15 protein-coding genes and 1 other annotated feature are annotated in these 18,434 nt (G+C 37.6%); of the genes, 2 read left to right on the top strand and 13 right to left on the bottom strand.

The features are described from left to right. Nucleotides 1–141: 141 nt before the first annotated feature. The 11 genes from M1D66_RS05165 to hemA form a co-directional block, all read right to left on the bottom strand. Nucleotides 142–1,092, bottom strand: coding sequence for a hypothetical protein (locus tag M1D66_RS05165; RefSeq protein WP_000361007.1), 951 nt, complete (start codon nucleotides 1,090–1,092; stop codon nucleotides 142–144). Nucleotides 1,093–1,257: 165 nt separating this feature from the next. Continuing rightward, nucleotides 1,258–2,559 carry a bifunctional folylpolyglutamate synthase/dihydrofolate synthase gene (locus M1D66_RS05160; protein ID WP_242555027.1) on the bottom strand — a complete coding sequence of 434 codons (1,302 nt, stop codon included), beginning with the start codon at nucleotides 2,557–2,559 and terminating at the stop codon, nucleotides 1,258–1,260. A 93-nt stretch (nucleotides 2,560–2,652) separates the two neighbouring features. Next, complete coding sequence (locus tag M1D66_RS05155) at nucleotides 2,653–5,298, bottom strand: valine--tRNA ligase (protein WP_000072250.1); 2,646 nt, start codon at nucleotides 5,296–5,298, stop codon at nucleotides 2,653–2,655. Nucleotides 5,299–5,335: 37 nt separating this feature from the next. Continuing rightward, nucleotides 5,336–5,567, bottom strand: a binding site (T-box leader). 250 nt (nucleotides 5,568–5,817) lie between these two features. Beyond that, on the bottom strand, nucleotides 5,818–6,843 hold the full coding sequence (ysxE, locus tag M1D66_RS05150; protein ID WP_000350658.1) for a spore coat protein YsxE: 1,026 nt from the start codon (nucleotides 6,841–6,843) through the stop codon (nucleotides 5,818–5,820). Between the two features lie 66 nt (nucleotides 6,844–6,909). After that, complete coding sequence (spoVID, locus tag M1D66_RS05145) at nucleotides 6,910–7,920, bottom strand: stage VI sporulation protein D (protein ID WP_002024850.1); 1,011 nt, start codon at nucleotides 7,918–7,920, stop codon at nucleotides 6,910–6,912. Nucleotides 7,921–7,999: 79 nt separating this feature from the next. Further along, nucleotides 8,000–9,289 (bottom strand): glutamate-1-semialdehyde 2,1-aminomutase, encoded by a 1,290-nt coding sequence (gene hemL, locus M1D66_RS05140; protein ID WP_000712943.1) that lies wholly within the window; start codon nucleotides 9,287–9,289, stop codon nucleotides 8,000–8,002. Then, nucleotides 9,289–10,278 (bottom strand): porphobilinogen synthase, encoded by a 990-nt coding sequence (gene hemB, locus M1D66_RS05135; RefSeq protein ID WP_001087065.1) that lies wholly within the window; start codon nucleotides 10,276–10,278, stop codon nucleotides 9,289–9,291. The genes hemL and hemB overlap by 1 nt, the downstream gene beginning before the upstream one ends. A 20-nt stretch (nucleotides 10,279–10,298) precedes the next feature. Continuing rightward, nucleotides 10,299–11,051, bottom strand: a complete 753-nt coding sequence (gene hemD / locus M1D66_RS05130) for a uroporphyrinogen-III synthase (protein ID WP_016123406.1) — start codon at nucleotides 11,049–11,051, stop codon at nucleotides 10,299–10,301. A 2-nt stretch (nucleotides 11,052–11,053) separates the two neighbouring features. Continuing rightward, complete coding sequence (gene hemC / locus M1D66_RS05125) at nucleotides 11,054–11,983, bottom strand: hydroxymethylbilane synthase (protein WP_001226407.1); 930 nt, start codon at nucleotides 11,981–11,983, stop codon at nucleotides 11,054–11,056. A 15-nt stretch (nucleotides 11,984–11,998) separates the two neighbouring features. Next, complete coding sequence (locus M1D66_RS05120) at nucleotides 11,999–12,832, bottom strand: cytochrome c biogenesis protein (RefSeq protein ID WP_000008991.1); 834 nt, start codon at nucleotides 12,830–12,832, stop codon at nucleotides 11,999–12,001. A 17-nt stretch (nucleotides 12,833–12,849) separates the two neighbouring features. After that, entirely contained in the window at nucleotides 12,850–14,184 is a 1,335-nt protein-coding gene (gene hemA, locus M1D66_RS05115; protein WP_000547868.1) for a glutamyl-tRNA reductase, read from the bottom strand. Nucleotides 14,185–14,600: 416 nt separating this feature from the next. On the opposite strand from hemA, the gene M1D66_RS05110 reads away from it, so the two are divergent. After that, on the top strand, nucleotides 14,601–15,053 hold the full coding sequence (locus M1D66_RS05110; protein ID WP_000133922.1) for a MarR family winged helix-turn-helix transcriptional regulator: 453 nt from the start codon (nucleotides 14,601–14,603) through the stop codon (nucleotides 15,051–15,053). A gap of 2 nt (nucleotides 15,054–15,055) precedes the next feature. Then, nucleotides 15,056–15,472 (top strand): organic hydroperoxide resistance protein, encoded by a 417-nt coding sequence (locus M1D66_RS05105; protein ID WP_000359781.1) that lies wholly within the window; start codon nucleotides 15,056–15,058, stop codon nucleotides 15,470–15,472. A 33-nt stretch (nucleotides 15,473–15,505) separates the two neighbouring features. On the opposite strand, the gene ysxC is transcribed toward M1D66_RS05105, so the two are convergent. Continuing rightward, the gene (ysxC, locus tag M1D66_RS05100; protein WP_000869116.1) at nucleotides 15,506–16,102 is read right to left on the bottom strand and encodes a ribosome biogenesis GTP-binding protein YsxC; all 597 of its coding nucleotides are present in this window, start codon (nucleotides 16,100–16,102) and stop codon (nucleotides 15,506–15,508) included. Further along, nucleotides 16,099–18,429 carry an endopeptidase La gene (gene lon / locus M1D66_RS05095; RefSeq protein WP_000097289.1) on the bottom strand — a complete coding sequence of 777 codons (2,331 nt, stop codon included), beginning with the start codon at nucleotides 18,427–18,429 and terminating at the stop codon, nucleotides 16,099–16,101. Before lon ends, ysxC begins: the two co-directional genes overlap by 4 nt. Between the last annotated feature and the right edge of the window lie 5 nt (nucleotides 18,430–18,434).

Genomic DNA, 18,434 nt, shown 5'->3' with positions numbered 1-18,434 from the left:
AACTAAAATAACACTTCTTTATTGCATACGATTATATTCCTGTCATAGAGAAAGCACTTTGCTCTAAATTCAAAAGAAAAGAAAAGAAAGAAGTACATGTACTTCTTTCTTACTCATTTTATTATCCTATCATTTCACTTTCTACGAAACAATTTTTTCATACGAGAGTAAACCATCAATAATAACTTGATTTAATTTCGCCAAAGATTCCTTATCCATCTTCCCATCTTTTACTGTTTGTACAGCTACCGACGTATACATATACAGTTTCTTTGCTTCTTCTTGTTTCATACTTTTCCCTTCTTTTTCAACCTTTTTCCATTCTTTTTCAATTGCTTCTATATCTTTTGCGCTGCTTTTTCCACCAACTTGTACGCTAGAAGCATATTTTGCTAAATGAGTGTATAATGGCTGCACTTTTGTTAAAAATGTCCCTACTTCTTTATCATCTTTCAGCAATGCTTTATCTGTTATATCCCAGTTCTTTTTTAAAACGGAGACACCATCATTTTTATACTTAGTCATTAATTGATTTATAGACTGTTCATCGCTAGCAATACCAACAACTATTGCATACTTATCACCGCTCGGTCTCAAAGCACCAATGCCCCCATTGCCTTTCCATTCTTCAAGAGCTGCCTGTCCCTTTTCTTCAGAAGAATAAAGCCCCCCTTGAACAAAAAATAATTTCATCGGATCCAATGACGTTCCTGCCTGTGCTTTTTGTTTTTCTTCTTTCGGTGCTGGTGTTTGTTCTGCCGTTCCACCCACCTTTGATTCTCCATTTCCAGTCGGCCTTGAAGCTGTCACTTCACTTCCTCCTGTCGTTCCTTGTCCAGTAAGTAAATGAAGCATCCCCATTCCAAACGCCGTACCGATAATGATTGCAGTTGCAACGATTACAATTAATGTATTACTCCACTTCTTTCGGTATTTTTCCACAGACATTGATTTCGCTTTTTGAAACGGAACAACATTTTTCGGTCGTTCACTTTCTACTACCATCCATTCAAATTCATCTTTCTTTTTTTCCTCATACTTCGCTTCTGTTCCATTCACTTTCACTGAGATCGTTCGTGATTGCTTGTCCATACACTCACACCTCACCTCTTATCGTTGTCCGCATCATATCATATTCATTTCATAAAAAAACGAGATATTTGTCAGAGGAATTCGCCAAATAACCCTATATATTTATCTTATATGTATGCATTTGACTTCATTTGTAGAACAAAAAAACTAGATAGCAAAGACTATCTAGTTTTTCTGGCGAATATATTTTCGTACTTCAGAAATGAAATAAAGAGAACCTGTTATGATAAAAACATCATTTTCTGCTATCATTTCAACTTTTGTATCAATTGCCTCTTTCCAATTTTCAAAAACTAATTTTGATTCTTTCTGTGAATATGATGCAAGCTTATCAGCAGAAATAGCACGATCAAAGGCGAATGTTGTAAAAATAATTTCATCTGCAATGGTTTCTAATTGACCTACCATGTTATGTAATTGTTTATCACCAAGGGCAGTAAATAACACTATTACATTTTTATCTTTGTAATGCGCTTCTACTGTTTTCACAAGGCTTTCGATACCTTCTGGATTATGAGCACCATCTATAATAATGTCTGGATTACTTTGCAGTTTTTCAAAGCGCCCCACCCAATACGCTTCCTGTAATCCAGTTCTTATTTCTTCTTCCTCAATTAAAAATGATAAGTATGTTTTTACATACATGACTGCCATAAGCGCAAGTGCTGCGTTTCCTACTTGGTGGCTGCCTTTCATTGTGATTCGCACATCTTCAAAAGAGGCGAAAGGACAAGTGAAATCGAACCGTTCTCCATCTTCACTAGACTGTTTATGTAATGCTGTAAAATGGTTGTCCATCTCGTATAAGTTTGCATGATTTTCCTTTGCAACATTTTGAATGACTTGCAAAGCTTCTTCATCTTGTACACCAGTAATTACCGGCACGCCAGACTTAATAATCCCCGCCTTTTCATATGCAATTTCTCCTAGTGTATTTCCTAAAATATGCATATGATCGTGACCGATATTCGTAATAATCGTGAGAACAGGGTGTATAACATTGGTAGAATCAAAACGTCCACCAAGCCCTGTTTCAAATAAAACAACATCACAGAAATTGAATTTGCCGAAATAGCAAATCGCCATAACAGTAATAATTTCAAACTCTGTCGCTTCCCCTAAATCCGTTTCATCTAGTTTTTCCACGACTGGTTTTACCAGCTTTACAAGTTCAGTAATCTCTTCGTCTGCAATTGGTGTTCCATTCACACTAATGCGTTCATTAAATGATTCGATGTAAGGAGAGGTAAACGTTCCTACCTTATATTTCGCGCCTTCTAACATGTAACGCATATATGTTAACGTTGAACCTTTTCCATTTGTACCAGCAAGATGAACACATTTTATATGACGCTCTGGATTTCCAAGTTCTTCTAACATCCATCTCATTCTTTCTAATCCTGGCTTAATTCCAAATTTCAATCGGCTATGGATCCACCCTATCGCTTCTTCGTATGTATGTATCACGTATGTTTTTCCCCTTTCAAAAGACAACTTTCATAGTTCTATTATACGCAAAGAAAAGAGACTCACCAATATAGTGAGTCTCTAAAAACATTTTTACTTTTCAAGATCTGCTAGACGTTGACGAACTGCTTCGCGTTTTTCTAGGTAATCTTGCTCTTTCGCACGCTCTCCTTCAATAACCGCTGCAGGAGCTTTCGCTACGAAACCTTGGTTAGAAAGTTTCTTCTGTACACGTTCTACTTCTTTATCGAACTTCTCAAGTTCTTTCTCAAGACGAGCTCTCTCTTCATCAAGATTGATAAGATCAGCTAACGGTAAGAATAACTCTGCACCTGATACGATTGCAGTCATTGCCTTTTCTGGCGCTTGTAAGTCTGTTTGAATTGTTAATTCGCTTGGGTTACAGAAACGCTCAATGTAAGAGCTATTTTTCGTAAGTTGAGCAAGTACAGCCTCATCTTTTGCTTTAATTTGCATTTGAACTTTTTTGCTCATTGGCGTATTTACTTCTGCACGGATGTTACGAACAGAGCGAATGATATCAACTAGAAGGTGCATTTCTGCCGCAGCCTCCGTATCTTGTAAATCTTCGCGAACTGTTGGCCACGCAGCTACTGTAATAGACTCGCCTTCATGCGGTAAATGTTGCCAAATTTTCTCTGTTACGAATGGCATGAATGGGTGTAATAGACGCATTGTTTGATCTAATACGTAAGCTAAAATAGAACGAGTTGTTTTCTTAGCTGCTTCATCTTCACCGTATAGTGGAAGTTTCGCCATTTCAATATACCAATCACAGAAATCGTCCCAAATGAAGTTGTATAATGAACGACCAGCTTCACCGAACTCATATTTATCCATGTTACGTGTTACGCTTTCGATTGTTTCGTTTAAGCGAGTTAAGATCCACTTATCCGCAACTGATTTTTCACCAGTTAAATCGATTTCTTCATACTTCATATCATCCATGTTCATTAATACGAAACGTGATGCGTTCCAAATTTTATTAATGAAGTTCCAAGTAGATTCTACTTTTTCCATGCTGAAACGTAAATCTTGACCTGGTGCACTTCCTGTTGATAAGAAGAAACGCATTGCATCTGCACCGTACTTCTCGATAACATCCATTGGGTCAATACCGTTACCAAGAGATTTACTCATTTTACGACCTTGCTCGTCACGAACTAAACCGTGAATTAATACATCTTTAAATGGACGCTCTCCTGTAAACTCTAAACCTTGGAAAATCATACGAGATACCCAGAAGAAGATGATATCATAACCCGTTACTAGTGCATCTGTTGAATAGTAACGTTTGAAATCTGCTGAATCTTCATTTGGCCAACCAAGTGTTGAGAATGGCCATAACGCTGAACTGAACCATGTATCAAGTACGTCGTTATCTTGATTCCAGTTTTCAATATCTGCTGGTGCTTCTGTACCTACGTATACTTCACCAGTTTCTTTATGGTACCAAGCTGGAATACGGTGTCCCCACCATAATTGACGAGAAATACACCAGTCATGAATATTTTCCATCCAACGTAAATATGTGTTTTCAAAACGCTCTGGTACGAACGTTACTTTTTCTTCTTCTTTTTGTTGAAGCGCTACTGCTTTTTCAGCAAGTGGAGCCATTTTTACGAACCACTGTGTTGATAAATAAGGCTCAACAACTGCACCGCTACGCTCACTATGACCTACTGAATGCATATGTGGCTCGATTTCTACTAATACGCCAGCTTCTTGTAAGTCTTTTACTAATTCTTTACGGCATTCGAAACGATCCATACCGTTATACTTACCAGCTTTTTCGTTCATTGTTCCATCTTCGTTCATTACTAAAATGCGTGGTAAGTCATGACGGTTACCTACTTCAAAGTCATTCGGGTCATGAGCTGGTGTAATTTTTACAACGCCCGTTCCGAAATCTTTTTCTACGTACTCATCAGCAATAATCGGAATCTCACGGCCTACGATTGGAAGTGTAACTGTTTTTCCGATTAAATGTTTGTAACGATCGTCTTCTGGATGAACTGCTACTGCTGTATCACCAAGCATCGTTTCTGGACGAGTTGTCGCAAGACGAATATGACCAGAACCATCTGTTAACGGATAGTTCATATGGTAGAATGCACCTTGAACTTCTTTATGAATTACTTCAATATCAGAAAGAGCTGTACGTGTTGCTGGATCCCAGTTGATGATATATTCACCACGGTAAATTAAGCCTTTTTCGTATAATTGAACGAATACTTTATTAACCGCATCTGATAAACCTTTGTCTAATGTGAAACGTTCACGAGAATAGTCTAGTCCTAAACCAACTTTCCCCCATTGTTGACGAATGTGAGAAGCGTACTCTTCTTTCCACTCCCAAGCTTTTTCAAGGAATTTTTCACGGCCAAGATCGTAACGTGAAATACCTTCTTCACGAAGTTTTCCTTCTACTTTCGCTTGTGTTGCGATACCAGCATGGTCCATTCCCGGAAGCCATAGTACATCGTATCCTTGCATACGCTTCGTACGAGTTAAAATATCTTGAAGAGTTGTATCCCAAGCATGACCTAAGTGTAACTTACCAGTTACGTTCGGAGGTGGAATTACAATTGTATACGGTTGTTTCTTCTCGTCTCCTGTTGCTTCAAAATATTTGCCTTCAAGCCACCATTGATAAAGGCCTTCTTCAACGGACATATGATCATATTTAGTTGGTAAATTCTTTTCCGTGTTTGACATTATTTTCCCTCCTTAAAATAAAAAATGTCCCTCATCCAAAAAGGACGAGGGACATCGCGGTACCACCTTTATTTACAAACAAATTCATAATTTGCTTATACTCTTAATTTGATAACGGACAAATCCGTCTTTTCCTAATAAGAACTATTCTGTTCAGAAAAGATGCTCCAGGGCTACCTTCTAACATAACTATCTAGAGAATCTCCCAGCTAATGATTCTCCTCTCTGAAGACGTTTCATGTTATACTCTTCCCCTTCAAGGCATTTATATGATTGTTAATTATTATATACAATAGTGTAAAAAACGAAACCTTATTCGTCAAGATAAATTTAAAACTACAGCTTTTCGTGCCAAAAAGAAGATAAGTAGAATCCTCTACTTATCTTCTTTACCACGCTATTTGTGGGCAGTAAGACCTCCACCTCAAAACTCAGCTGAAGCAAAGAAGTTAGATGGGAGCCCTGCTGCCCGTAAACGCCCAATTGGTGAAGGCTAATCATCAGCGGGGAATGTTTACTTTATCCGTTCCCTTGCTGGGCAGCTTGTAATTGTGACAGGAAATATTCTATATTGCTAACGAGCCAATGCGATTGTTGCAAACTCTTTACTCCGCGCAGTTCATTTTCCTCGTTGCGATTATCTCTTCTTTTCTTATAAGACTGGATTTGCCGAATAAATTGTGATGGATACGTCATATACGCAAACATAAGTAGTTGCTCTTCTTTCGTAAAAGGGAAATTTTTTTGATACATTTGAAACCATTCAAACCGATCACTTCTTGCGATTGGATATGTGTTTAAAGACCGTGAATAAAAACCTACTATATCTTGCACAGGCGTTGCAAACTTCGATTTTTCTAAACTAATAAAATAGCCATTCCGCTCATAGTCAAATAAAAAATGATTCAGTGACACATTACCATGCACAAAAGTAATACGCGTTTTCTCTTTTTCTTTCATCGCATCGTTCCACTCATTTAATTGCTTCGTTGCAAATTCACGCGCTCTCATTACATGATGATAGTACGTACAATATTGCAATTCAAACGGGGACATATACCATTTTGATTCAGATTCTACGAGAAACTCTTCTAACATCTCACCATCATTTTCCCAACGATCGGATATACTTGTATAATGTTTTTCTAAATCTTCTTCCGTATACGTTTCTTCCTTCACAGTTTTTTGATGCAACGTTCCAAGTGTCTGAAACATTTTATGGTATTGATCATTGTCCTCACCGTTTCCTTCTGCACGTTCTAACCAAGGCATTAAATAATAATTATACGTCCCGTCACTTAAAATATAACTTCCATCCGTCGCATGATATATAGGTACATAATTTGAAAAACCTTTCTCCTTCAAATATTGAATATGATGCAGAAAGTTATTCCGCTCTAACTTTCTGCCTTCTATTTTCTTGAGTGCATATGGACCTTGATTCGTATAAATTTTCATTACATTTCCGTGCTCTTCCATATGCTGCGTATCCAATCTATATTGCCTCACGATAGGTTCATAGTGATTTCGCAACTCAATATCCATACGAATAACCCTTTCTATTCAAAACATAGCCTCTAAGAAAGGAAGTGAGTGAAAACACTCACTTCCTTATTTCGCCTTTACCCTTGAAACGGGAATATAAATAATTTGCCCCGTATTTAAAAATATATCTTCTGTTTGATTGACACGGTATAAATTTTGTACAGACGTTTCATAACGGTCTGCAATAGATTCAATTGTATCCCCTTCTTGCACGAAATACATTCTTAACTTTGTAAATTCTTCTTCCGGTTCTTTCGTAAATAGTTTTGTTAAATAAAGCGCATTTTCATCTCGCTGTGAGTACTCTTCTTCTTGTTCTTCCTGCTTTTTCGCTTTTTCTTTCTTGAAATCTTTTCGTCCGAACAGTTCAAATTGCGGCGTTGTTTCTTGCTCCTCTTCACGTTCCACAAATTCATGTTCTTCTATTTTCTCTTCTTCTAATTCCTGCTCTTTTCTTTCCTCTAATTGGAACGGTTCAAACGCGTAATCTTCCCACTCATCTGATTCCTTATATGCTGGTTCTTCTACATGCGGCGCCGGTCTATTTTCATCCTCTTGCGCTGAATCTTCTTCTAACTCAGCATACACCGTTTCTTCCTCTTCAACTTCATCCTCACTTCTCTCTTCATCACACAAACCGGTAATAGATATATCCGCTAATAATTGTAAGCAACCATTTTCCTTTAATTCATAATCAAATTCCTCGATTGATACATATAGCTCTTCAATTACTTTCACTCGATTTCTCGGAATTGATATTTCAAGTGGAAAGGAATGAACAAGTTCATTAACCCCATCTTCTCTTGTTTCTACATAATCAATTGACTTTGCTGGCGATAGTTCTCTTAATGAATACGCGGAATCATCTTTTCGTGCAACATACTCTCCCGTTAAATCTAATTGTCCTCTCACGATTACTTCATGATCAAGCTCTTCTATCTCAACGTCTGGATCTAACGAAATTGACAAAAGTTCTTCGACTTCCTGTCCTTTTTGGAACCACACAGATTCTTTTAATGAAAATCGTAATGAATGATCTGTAGCCACTTCTTTTCCCCCTCCCAAACTATATGTCATTACAGATTTATGTGTGGGAAGCTTACTTTATGAATAAAAAAAATCGCTCCCCTTATGGAGAGCGATTTTCTCTAATACACTACGCTTTTAATTTTGACATTGCAATTTCAGCTGCTGCAATCGTCGCTTCAATATCTGCATCACTATGTGCTGTCGATAAGAATAAACCTTCGAATTGAGATGGTGGTAAGAATACACCTTGTTCTACCATTTCACGATAGTAAGCCGCAAAGAATTCTAAGTTTGAAGATTTTGCTGCATCGTAATTAATAACGGGTTCATCTGTAAAGAAAATACCAATCATAGAGCCTGCACGGTTAATATGATGCGGAATGCCATGTTTTTCAGCTGCTTTACGTAATCCAGCTTCTAACATTTCAGCTTTACGCTCAAATTCTACATATGATTCTGGCGTTAACTGTACTAACGTTTCATAACCTGCCGCCATTGCAAGTGGGTTACCTGATAAAGTACCAGCTTGGTAAATCGGTCCGCTTGGCGCAACTTGGCGCATAATTTCCGCTTTACCACCGTATGCTCCTACCGGTAAACCACCACCGATTACTTTACCTAGGCATGTTAAATCAGGCGTTACGCCATAATAACCTTGGCCACAATTATAAGCTACTCGGAACCCTGTCATTACTTCATCAAAAATAAGCAATGCACCGTTTTGTTCTGTTACTTCACGAAGACCTTCTAAAAATCCAGGCTGCGGAGGAACAACCCCCATATTTCCTGCTACTGGTTCTACAATTACACAAGCAATATCATCACCGAATTGTTCAAACGCGTATTTTACGCTTTCTAAATCGTTATAAGCTACTGTAATCGTATTTTTCGCTACACCTTCTGGTACACCAGGACTATCTGGTAAACCTAAAGTCGCCACACCAGAACCAGCTTTAATTAATAACGAATCACCATGACCGTGGTAACAACCAATAAATTTCAAGATTTTATTACGACCTGTATAACCACGAGCTAAACGTAGTGCACTCATTGTTGCTTCCGTTCCAGAGTTAACCATACGCACAATCTCAATTGATGGCACGCGCTCAATAACAAGTTTTGCTAATTTATTTTCAATTTCTGTTGGTGCACCGAAGCTTGTACCTCTTTCAGCAACAGATTTTAACGCTTCTACAACACGATCATTTGCATGACCATGAATTAAAGGACCCCATGATAATACGTAGTCGATGTATTCATTCCCATCGATATCATATACTTTAGAGCCTTTTCCACGCTCCATAAACAACGGATTCATCCCAACAGACTTAAAGGCACGAACCGGGCTATTTACGCCACCAGGCATTAAGTCTTGCGCCTCTTCAAACGCTGCAATTGACTTATCAAACTTTTTCATTATTTAGCGCCTCCTTCTTGTAACCATCTTGCTGCATCTTTTGCATGATACGTAATAATTAAATCTGCCCCTGCACGTTTCATACTAATTAATTTTTCAAGAACAACTTCTTTTTCATTAATCCAACCATTTTGCGCTGCCGCTTTAATCATCGAATATTCACCACTTACATTATAAGCGACAACTGGTAAATTAAAGTTATTTTTCACATCACGAACGATATCTAAGTAAGAAAGAGCTGGTTTTACGATTAAGAAATCTGCACCTTCCATTACATCTGATTCTGCTTCACGGAATGCTTCCATACGGTTTGCCGGATCCATTTGATATGTTTTACGGTCACCAAATTGCGGTGCACCGTGCGCAGCATCACGGAATGGTCCATAAAATGCTGATGAATATTTCACAGCGTACGACATAACTGGCACGTGTCCAAAACCATTTTCGTCTAATGCATGACGAATTGCTGTTACGAAGCCGTCCATCATGTTTGATGGCGCAATAATATCCGCTCCTGCTTTCGCTTGACTTACAGCTGTTTTCGCAAGAACTGCAAGAGACTCGTCATTTAAAATAATCCCATCTTCAATTACACCGCAATGACCATGGCTTGTAAATTGACATAAACATGTGTCTGCAACTACTACTAGCTCAGGGAAATCACCTTTAATTTGCTGAATAGCACGTTGTACAATTCCATGATCACAATATGCTGATGATCCAACTTCATCCTTTTCAGCAGGTAAACCAAATACAATAACAGAACGAATACCTAAATCAACAACTTCTTGCATTTCAGCTTGCAATAAATCTAAAGACATTTGATATACGCCCGGCATAGAAGGAACTTCATTACGAACATTTTCACCTTCTAATACAAAAATAGGGTAAATAAAATCTTCCGTATGTAAAAACGTTTCACGCACAAGTGCACGCATGCCCCCGCTTTGTCTTAAACGACGATGACGATTAAATTGTAAAGAGTTCATAGATTTCTATCCCCATTCTTTCATTTTATAGATTCACAAACATATTGTAGTAATGCTTCTACAGTGTACTCTTTCGGCACAATAACAGACGGAAAATAAAGACTTGCCTCTTTTTCCGTAATAGGTCCTATACAAGCAATTGTACATTTTTTTGTCCATTCTCTCCAGTTTGTACCCTCAAGTAAACGAACAAAACTAGTAACAGTTGAAGGGCTCGTAAATGTAATAATGTCTACTTTCCCTAACTTCAATGCTGCTATAAGTTCTTGCTTTTTTTCTATATTCACTTTCGTACCGTATACGATTAGCTCATCTAGAGAAACACCAATTTCCCGAAGTGCAACCGGAATTACCTCTCTTGCTAAATTCCCTTTCGGAAATAAAATACGTTCGTTTCCACTTAATTCTTTTAGAAACTCTTCTGCAAATGCTTCTGCAACAAATGAAGTCGGAACAAAATGAACTTGATAGCCCCTTTTTTCTAACTCTAATTTTGTTTTCACACCTACCGCAGCGATTTTAATGGTTAGCGGTAGTTTCTTTTTTAAACTATCTAGAAAAAAAGCTACACCATTTCTGCTCGTAAAAATAACCCAGTCGTATGAATGTAGCTGCTCTTCAATATGTTGAATTTGCCTATGAGACATACCTTCCATACGCAAAAGCGGAATTTCCAATGGAATTCCGCTCTTTTCTTTCACTGCTACACTCATTTGTTTCGCTTGATGCTGGGCACGTGTAATCAATACCGTTTTTCCAGCGAGAGCGTTCATATTTATTGTTGCTCCTTATTTGCAGCAAGAATGAGTTCTTTGGCGCCTTGTTTAATTAAACGGTCCGCGGCCTCTAACCCTACTTCCTCAGGATTAGTACCCACTACTGTCTCTTTTAATAAAACAGAGCCATCCATAGAGCCGACAAGAGCTGTTAATTCGATTGCATCGTTTTCTGTAAGGGTTGCATATCCAGCAATTGGAACTTGGCATCCACCTTCAAGTTTATGAAGAAATACTCGCTCCGCTGCCACTGTTCTTTCTGTTATCGTATCATTAATATGCGCTAACAACTGCAATAAATCCTTATCATCCTCACGACACTCAATCGCTAATGCACCTTGTCCTACAGCAGGTACACATAACGTATCATCTAAATGTTCTGTAATAACATCATTATCCCAGCCCATTCTCTGTAATCCAGCTGTCGCTAAAATAATCGCATCGTAATCTTCTTCTTTTAATTTACGTAAACGTGTATCGATATTCCCGCGAATCCACTTCACTTGTAAATCTGGTCTCGCAGCGAGTAGCTGTGCACTACGTCTTAAACTACTCGTACCTAAAATAGCACCTTCCGCTAACTCTTTAAACGATGCTCCATTTTTTGAGATAAAAGCATCACGAGGGTCAACACGCTTTGGTGTACAGCCAATCATTAAACCTTCTGGAAGTACGGCTGGCATATCTTTCATACTATGTACAGCCATATCGATTTCTTTCGTAAGTAACGCATGCTCAATTTCTTTAACGAACAAGCCTTTTCCGCCTACTTTTGAAAGAGTAACATCTAAAATAACATCACCTTTTGTGACAATTTCTTTCACTTCAAATTCATATGGTAGACCTAGGGCTTTTAACTGATCAATAAACCAGTTTGTTTGCGTTAATGCTAGTTTACTCTTTCGTGATCCTACAATAATTTTGCGCATAATTCTCTCTCCTCATTATAAATACCAAAAGTGGAAATTGGATAAACTGCTTAATAGAAAAATGTTTACTAGCATTACGAGAAACGATCCGATATTCCACTGTACAATTTTCTTACCTTGCAACACATCTGCCGCTCGTAAATATAAACCTGTGCAATACACAAATAGAACGACAAAAGATCCGATTACTTTCGTATCATACCAATGGAAATTATCCAATTTTGTATATCCCCATATACATCCTAATAAAATTGCTAGTAAGAAAAATGGAACAGAAAATAAATTTAATCCGTAAGACATAGATTCTAGCTTCGGTAAATTCCCTAACCTTCTTAATCTCGCATTCCATTTTTTCTTTTTTAATAGGCGATATTGCAATAAATACATAATAGAAAAAATGAACGATACAGTAAACGTTGCGTAAGAAATAATTGCCATACCGACATGCACGTATACAAGTTCTGAAACTAATTGTTCCGCAAGTACTGGCGACATCTTTCCGAGCGGTGTAAAAATAGAAAAAGCGCTTACGCCAAATGCTACAACATTTGTAAAAAAGACTAAAAAGTCAATTCTCATAAATCGATTAATAACTAACGACATCGTAATCAATAACCAAACATAAAAATAAATCCCTGATAATAAAGTTAAAATAGGATTCGTTTCTGAATCTGTAGCTCTAAGCAACATAAAAATAGACTGCAGGACCCATACAATCGCAAGTAACCAAAAAGCAAATCGGTTCGCCTTTCGGTTACTTTGGAAATAATCTATAAAATATAAACTAATGCTACAAGCATATAAAATAATTGCAATATGATAAATAATACTGTTATTTAAAAAACTCATCCGATCATCCTTCCAAATTATAAAGATGGAACGGATGGTGTCCACACTCTTTTATGTTCTACTTCTTCCGCACGACTCTCTACTTCTTCCGTTTCTAAATCAAAAATCTTTGCAAATAACGCTAATTTTTCGCTCGCTCCCTCTTCAGCAGCTATTTCTTTCGCTACTAAAATTGGGTCTTTTAATAATTGATTAATAATACTTTTCGTATGCTTACTAATGACTTTTTTCTCACGATCACTAAGGTTTGGTATTTTTCGCTCTAGGCTTACCATCGTTTCACTTTGGATTGCAAGTGCCTTATCACGAAGAGCTGATATTAATGGAACAACACCAAGTGTACTTAACCACGTTTTAAATAGAACAATTTCCTCTTCAATCATAAATTGAATTTTCTCTGCCTCTTTCAAACGCTCAGCACGGTTTGCCTCCACTACTCCTTGTAAATCATCAATATCATACAAGAAAGAACCTTCTAGCTCATCAATCGCTGGATCAATATCACGCGGCACTGCAATGTCAACCATAAATAATGGACGACCAGAGCGCATTTTCTCCACCTTTGTCATCATCTCTTTCGTAATGACATACTCAGATGCACCAGTTGAACTAATTAAAATATCTGCTTCTAATAATGCACATTGTAATTCGCTTAACGATTTTGCATGTCCCATATATTTCTCAGCCATTACTTCTGCTTTCGAAAGCGTCCTATTCATAACTGTTACTTTACGAGCACCACTTCCATATAAGTTTTGTAGTGCAAGTTCGCCCATTTTACCAGCACCAAGAATAAGCACATGACAATCTGTTAACTCGCCAAATATTTTCTTTCCAAGCTCAACAGCAGCATAACTAACAGACATTGCACTTTCCCCGATTGTTGTTTCTGAGTGGGCACGTTTTGCTAATGTAATGACTTGCTTAAACAATTCATTAAAAATTGTGCCTGTTGCTTTAACTTGTTGCGCTTCTAAAAAGCTATCTTTTATTTGACCTAAAATCTGCGTTTCTCCGACTACCATTGAATCTAAACCGCACGTTACGCGGAATAAATGATCTATTGCGCCATCTTGTTCAAAAATAGTTAAATATGGCGCGACTTCTTCTATTTCAAGCTGAAACCAATCAGCTAAAAATTTCTTAATATAATACCGTCCCGTGTGTAATTGATCGACAACAGCATAAATCTCAGTGCGATTACAAGTTGACACAATGACATTCTCTAACACGCTCTTTTGATTTTGTAATGTAGTCATCGCTCGCTCTAGTTCTGCTGCCTGAAATGTGAGTTTCTCACGAAATTCTACAGGGGCTGTTCGATAATTTACACTAACAACAAGAATATGCACGCAGCATGTCCCCCTTCACCCGTTTTATCACTTTATCTACTATCATAATACAACTTTCCTCTTATGAATCTGACAATCGTGTGAACAACCGATTATTTTTTAATTATTCTCCGTATGTAATAAAGGAGATTCAGTAACACTAATAAAAAAATTTCTACTTTATAATGATTATAAATTAATAACTCTATTTGTACGTTACCAAAAAAAGCCCTCATAATCAAGTGATGGAAACTATTCCATATAAATTATAACATCATCTTCCCTATCTTCTTTCATCATGAAGGAAAATATGTATGATTGTTCCAAAATGTAACAAAGACTTTCTCAATACAATGTATTTGACATTGCACTTCTTTTTCGTTATATTAGTTTTACAAAATTAAATTGTGCGCAACTTAATTAGAAGGGAGTTATTTATGACAGAAGACTCTTTGCATCTAGATAACCAACTTTGTTTTTCTATTTACGCCTGCTCTAGAGAGGTTACTCGTTTTTATCGACCTTATTTAGAAGAAATGGGTATTACGTATCCCCAGTACATTACTTTACTCGTACTATGGGAGCAAGATGGACTAACAGTAAAACAAATTGGAGAACGTCTATTTTTAGACTCTGGTACGTTAACACCTATGTTAAAACGTATGGAATCATTAAAACTTGTAAAACGTGTTCGTTCCAAAGAAGACGAGCGAAAAGTTTGTATTGAATTAACAGAACAAGGCAAAGATTTAAAGGAAAAGGCTTGTTCATTACCGACAACGATGGCTACAAACTTAGGAATTACAGAGCAAGAATATCGCTCTTTATTAATTCAACTAAATAAACTGATTGACACAATGAAAACAATTAATGATGGAAAAGGGGAATAAATATGGATAAATTATATACTGCTTCAGTAACAGCAACAGGTGGAAGAAATGGGAAAGTAGTTTCAGATGATGGCATATTAAATCTTGATGTAAAAATGCCGAAAGCACTAGGTGGTGCAGGCGGAGAAGCAACAAATCCAGAACAACTATTTGCAGCTGGTTATGCAGCTTGTTTCGATAGTGCATTACAACTTGTCATTCGTACAAAACGTGTGAAAGTAGAAAGTACAGAAGTAACTGCTCACGTTTCTATCGGAAAAGATACAGATGGTGGTTTCGGCCTATCTGCTGTACTTGATGTACATGTGGCTGGCGTTTCACATAGCGAAGCACAAGAACTTGTGGAAGCGGCTCACGGTGTATGTCCTTACTCGAAAGCAACACGAGGAAATATTGAAGTTACATTAAACGTACGCTAAAAAATTTAGCAAAACAAAAACGCGCGACATTCGTCACGCGTTTTTTGTTTTTGTAAATTTATGAATTGCTTTCCACGCTTCTTCTTTTCCAAGTCCTGTTTCAGAAGAGAATAGAACAATTTCATCGCCAATTTCAACAGCAAGCGTTTCTTTTACAACTTTTAAATGCTTTTGCCATTTCCCTTTCGGAATTTTATCGGCTTTCGTCGCAATAATAATTGTTGGGATTTCATAATGCTTTAAGAAATCATACATCATCACGTCATCACTTGTTGGTTGGTGACGTAAATCAACTACTAATACAGCTGCGTCTAATTGTTCACGCGTTGTAAAGTACGTTTCAATCATTTTCCCCCATGCAGCGCGCTCCGATTTAGATACTTTCGCATATCCATAACCTGGAACGTCAACAAAGTGCATCATCTCATTGATTAAGAAAAAGTTCAGCGTTTGCGTTTTTCCTGGTTTAGAAGAAATACGTACTAACTTTTTACGATTTAAAATTTTATTAATAAAGGAAGACTTCCCCACATTTGAACGACCTGCTAATGCAATTTCTGGTAAATCACTGTCTGGATATTGTTCTGGTTTAACAGCACTAATTACAATATCTGCTTTTGTTACTTTCATTGTTTCACTCCTACTAATGCGTGCTCCAATACTTCATCTAAATGAGATGCAAGCACAAACGTAAGGTTTTCTTTTACGCTCTCTGGAATATCATCTAAATCTTTCTCGTTTTCTGCTGGCAAAATAATTTTTGTTAAGCCTGCGCGGTGAGCACTTAATGTTTTTTCTTTTAAACCACCAATTGGTAATACACGACCACGAAGTGTAATTTCACCTGTCATACCCACTTCTTTACTTACAGGAATACCTGTTAGCGCAGAAATAAGTGCCGTTGCCATCGTAATACCTGCTGACGGTCCGTCTTTTGGAACTGCTCCTTCTGGAACGTGAATATGAATATCATTTTTCTCATGGAAATTCGGATCGATCTGAAGCTCTTCTGCACGAGAACGTATATAACTAAACGCAGCTTGTGCTGATTCTTTCATAACATCCCCAAGTTTCCCTGTTAAAATTAGTTTCCCTTTTCCTGGCGCTACAGAAACTTCAATGGCAAGTGTATCGCCGCCTGCTGCTGTGTAAGCTAGACCTGTTGCCATACCAACTTGGTCTGTTTTTTCAGCTTGCCCATAACGGAATATGTGTTTACCAAGTAAATCAACAATCTTTTTCTCTGTCACAACGATACGTTTACGTTCTGCTGTAACGATAATCTTCGCTACTTTACGGCAAACTTTTGCAATTTGGCGCTCTAGCGTACGAACACCAGCCTCACGTGTATAATAACGAATAATCTCAAGCAGCGCTTCATCACGCACTTGTAAATTACCTTTTCGTAAGCCATGTTCTTTTAATTGTTTCGGCAATAAATGCTCACGAGCAATGTGTACTTTTTCAAGTTCTGTATAGCCAGCAATCGAAATGATTTCCATACGGTCAAGTAATGGACCTGGAATACTTGAAAGTGTATTAGCAGTTGCTACAAACATAACTTTCGATAGATCATATGGTTCTTCAATGTAATGATCACTGAAGTTATGGTTTTGTTCTGGATCTAATACTTCAAGTAATGCCGCTGATGGATCTCCACGGAAATCGTTAGACATTTTATCAATCTCATCTAATAAGAAGACTGGATTAACTGTTTTCGCCTTTTTCATGCCTTGAATAATGCGTCCTGGCATTGCTCCAACATATGTACGGCGGTGACCACGAATTTCAGATTCATCACGCACACCACCAAGAGATACACGGACGAAGTTACGATTCAATGATGTTGCAATTGAACGCGCTAACGAAGTTTTGCCGACCCCAGGAGGGCCTACTAAACAAAGGATAGGTCCTTTTAATGAATTCGTTAACTTCTGTACAGCTAAATATTCAAGTACACGCTCTTTCACTTTTTCAAGACCGTAATGATCGTTATTTAAAATCTCTTCCGAATGAGCAAGATCAATTATATCTTCTGTTGCCTCTGTCCACGGAAGCGCTAATAACCAATCAATATAATTGCGAATAACACCACTCTCCGCAGAACTTGCTGGTAACTTTTCATAACGATCTAATTCTTTCAGCGCAGCCTTCATTGTTTCTTCCGGCATTCCTGACTGTTCAATTTTCTCACGAAGTTCTTCTACTTCTCCGCCCTTGCCTTCTTTGTCGCCAAGTTCAGTTTGAATCGCCTTCATTTGCTCACGTAAGAAATATTCTTTTTGCGTGCGCTCCATGGAACGTTTCACTTTTTGCCCAATTTTCTTTTCTAGGCTAAGTAACTCTTGTTCATCTTGAATAATTGAAATAAGTGTTTGTAATCGTTCTTTTACAGATACAATCTCTAGAATCTCTTGTTTCTGCTTCGTTTTAATCGGCAAGTGAGAAGCAATTAGATCAGCTAATCTCCCTGGTTCTTCCACATCAGCTACCGTTGCAAATGTTTCATTTGAAACTTTTTTCGAGACTTTAATATATTGTTCGAAATGCTCCAGTAACGTACGCATAAGAGCTTTCTCTTCTAAATCATCTTCTACTTCTTCAGTTACCGTTTTAATAGACACTTGTACTACATTTTCTTCTTCGATAAACTCTATTACTTCTGCTCTATGTAAACCTTCCACAAGGACACGAAGCGTACCGTTCGGTAATTTTAACATTTGCTTCACTTTCGCCACTGTACCTACACTATATATGTCATCTTCTTTCGGATCATCGATATTCATTTCTTTTTGCATTGCTAAAAAGATGATATTTTCATCCATTGCCGCCTGCTCTAGTGCTTGTATCGATTTATCACGTCCTACATCAAGATGCAAAACCATCGTTGGATATACGAGAACGCCTCTTAATGGTAGGAGGGGCACGATTCTTTCGTTCGTATTCATACTAGACATAGCAC

Source organism: Bacillus sp. PK6-16, assembly GCF_056530295.1.
The sequence above is the reverse complement of the archived record's forward strand: the minus strand, read 5'-3'. Positions and strand labels throughout refer to the sequence as shown.

What these genes read in the sequence shown, in the direction of transcription:
- lon (WP_000097289.1), bottom strand. Translation starts at nt 18,429, where the DNA reads ATGTCTAGTATGAATACGAACGAAAGAATCGTGCCCCTCCTACCATTA.
- M1D66_RS05105 (WP_000359781.1), top strand. Translation starts at nt 15,056, where the DNA reads ATGGATAAATTATATACTGCTTCAGTAACAGCAACAGGTGGAAGAAAT.
- spoVID (WP_002024850.1), bottom strand. Translation starts at nt 7,920, where the DNA reads ATGACATATAGTTTGGGAGGGGGAAAAGAAGTGGCTACAGATCATTCA.
- hemD (WP_016123406.1), bottom strand. Translation starts at nt 11,051, where the DNA reads ATGAACGCTCTCGCTGGAAAAACGGTATTGATTACACGTGCCCAGCAT.
- M1D66_RS05155 (WP_000072250.1), bottom strand. Translation starts at nt 5,298, where the DNA reads ATGTCAAACACGGAAAAGAATTTACCAACTAAATATGATCATATGTCC.
- ysxE (WP_000350658.1), bottom strand. Translation starts at nt 6,843, where the DNA reads ATGGATATTGAGTTGCGAAATCACTATGAACCTATCGTGAGGCAATAT.
- M1D66_RS05120 (WP_000008991.1), bottom strand. Translation starts at nt 12,832, where the DNA reads ATGAGTTTTTTAAATAACAGTATTATTTATCATATTGCAATTATTTTA.
- hemB (WP_001087065.1), bottom strand. Translation starts at nt 10,278, where the DNA reads ATGAACTCTTTACAATTTAATCGTCATCGTCGTTTAAGACAAAGCGGG.
- hemL (WP_000712943.1), bottom strand. Translation starts at nt 9,289, where the DNA reads ATGAAAAAGTTTGATAAGTCAATTGCAGCGTTTGAAGAGGCGCAAGAC.
- M1D66_RS05110 (WP_000133922.1), top strand. Translation starts at nt 14,601, where the DNA reads ATGACAGAAGACTCTTTGCATCTAGATAACCAACTTTGTTTTTCTATT.
- ysxC (WP_000869116.1), bottom strand. Translation starts at nt 16,102, where the DNA reads ATGAAAGTAACAAAAGCAGATATTGTAATTAGTGCTGTTAAACCAGAA.
- M1D66_RS05165 (WP_000361007.1), bottom strand. Translation starts at nt 1,092, where the DNA reads ATGGACAAGCAATCACGAACGATCTCAGTGAAAGTGAATGGAACAGAA.
- hemC (WP_001226407.1), bottom strand. Translation starts at nt 11,983, where the DNA reads ATGCGCAAAATTATTGTAGGATCACGAAAGAGTAAACTAGCATTAACG.